At 65.1% G+C, this 2107-nt stretch carries 1 protein-coding gene; it reads right to left on the reverse strand.

From position 1 onward, the window contains the following. Positions 1–96: 96 nt before the first annotated feature. Positions 97–1335: a group II intron reverse transcriptase/maturase gene (gene ltrA, locus OP04_RS48025; RefSeq protein ID WP_085067383.1), complete on the reverse strand. Its 1239-nt coding sequence runs from the start codon at positions 1333–1335 to the stop codon at positions 97–99. Positions 1336–2107: the final 772 nt, after the last annotated feature.

A 2107-nucleotide genomic window follows, 5' to 3' on the forward strand; every position in this document is an offset into this window, starting at 1 on the left:
TCGGGAAGATCGTCGCCGCCGCACTGGTCATCCTGCACACCGAACACGGACGCACCACGTAGCACCGTCAGTAGTCAACTCATTGCTCGGACAACCTCACTGACTCAGATAGGCGAAGGTCGCCGACGACACCCCCGGCCGGAAGTAGGCGCACCAGCCACGAACTGCCTGGTTGAGCCGACGGATCAGCTCGTCCAGCGGCTGGCTAACCTCGACCTGCCTGCACAACGTCTTCACCTTGGCCATCACCGCTTTCAGCGACTTCTTGGCCGGATAGGTATAGATGAAGTACCGGTTCGTTCCTCGCTTGCGGTGACGCTGGATGCGCCACCCGAGGAAGTCGACACCCTCGTCGATATGGGTGATCAGGGTCTTGTCCGGCGACAAACGCAGGCCCATCGTCGACAACACTCCGGCGATCTCGTCCCGCAGCGTCACGGCATCGGACTGGTTGCCTCTGATCATCAGGCACCAGTCGTCGGCATACCGGATCAGCTTGAAGTTCGGCAGGCCACGCCGCAGACGCGCCGCTCTCACACCCGGGCTGGAGTTCGGGCCTCCAGGTTGCTGGGCGATGTGTTCGTCCAGCACCGCCAGGGCGATGTTGGACAGCAGCGGGGACAAGATCGACCCTTGCGGAGTTCCGGCGTTGGTCTCCTGAAGCTGCCGGTCTTCTCCGAGGATCCCGGCTTTCAGGAACGCCTTCACCAGATTCAGGACGCGTTTGTCGGCGATCCGGCCACGCACCCTGCTCATCAGGGCGGTGTGGTCGATCTCGTCGAAGCAGGCCTTGATGTCGCCTTCCACGATCCACTCGTAACGACGTGGATTCGTGGCCAGGTGACGGATCTCGGCTACCGCGTCATGAGCCCGGCGTCCGGGGCGGAACCCGTAGGAGCATGGCAGGAAGTCCGCCTCGAAGATCGGCTCCAGCACCAGCTTCACGGCTGCCTGAACCACCCGGTCGGTGATCGTCGCGATCCCCAACCGGCGCAGTTTCCCGCCCGGCTTGGGGATCATCCGTTCCCGCACCGGCAGCGGCCGGAAGCTGCGGTCCTTCAACGAGGCCCGCAGCCCGTCGAGGAACTCCTCGACGCCGACACGCAACACGATGGACAGCGCTGTTCTGCCGTCCACCCCGGCGGTCTTGGCACCCTTGTTACTCCGCACCCGATCCCACGCGACCAGCAGGAACGCGGGATCGGTGACGAGGTTGAACAGGTCGCTGAACTGGCGATGAGGATCATCACGAGCCCAACGGTGCAGCTTGGTCTGGATCTCCAGTACCCGATCCTCGGCCCGCAACAGGGCCAACTCCGGATCGCAGGTATTCACCGGCGACAACCTCCTGGTATTCCGGTATCCGCACTGCGTGACTTGCTGGCCTCCTTCGCCCTGCGTCCGGCTCTCCCGGACCCCGGCGGCGGGTCGTCACGCCCGCGACTACTACGAGGCCTCCGCCCCGACCAGCCCGCCCCTCAGCGGCAACACACCTGCCGACCCCCGTCCTGGACGGACGGGAACCGGCGGACGACGGTCGGTTCCCACGTTCACCAACAAATCGATCGGCCAGGGAGGTGCCCAGCTCTACTCCGGCAGCATCGCCACGGCTACGCCGCAGACCTTCACCATGGCCTCCTGACCGCCGGAGCTAAACGGTTTCGGAGTCCACCCCACGGCTGAAGCCGCGGGGTCGTGCGCTGCGCACCGGCCCATATCCACCAGGTTGGAGCCGGCTTCGCTGTTACGGAGCGTCAGACACTGGTTCACTCGCGTTACACCTTCTGGCCTCGCCTCGACGAGCCCGCACCGTCTGGCAGTCCCGGCACGTCACGCCTTTGTCAGGGCCGCTTGCCACCCTCACCGTTATTGCGCAGGTCAGGCTGCCCTCAGGCTTCAACCGGGCCGCTGCGACGGCCCAGCGGGAAGGTCTCTCACCCTCCTCGATCAATCAGCGCTACATGGCGCACAGCTCCGACGCGAAATAACTGCTGGCGGCACGCAGGATTTCGTTGACCCGGCGCAGCTCAGCGACCTCTTCGCGCAGCCGGCGGTTCTCCTCGGCCATCTCGGTGGTGGGCCGGTCATGACGTTCGCCCGCATCGGC

The organism is Catenuloplanes japonicus (genome assembly GCF_000717135.1).
In the GTDB taxonomy this organism is placed as follows: domain Bacteria; phylum Actinomycetota; class Actinomycetes; order Mycobacteriales; family Micromonosporaceae; genus Catenuloplanes; species Catenuloplanes japonicus.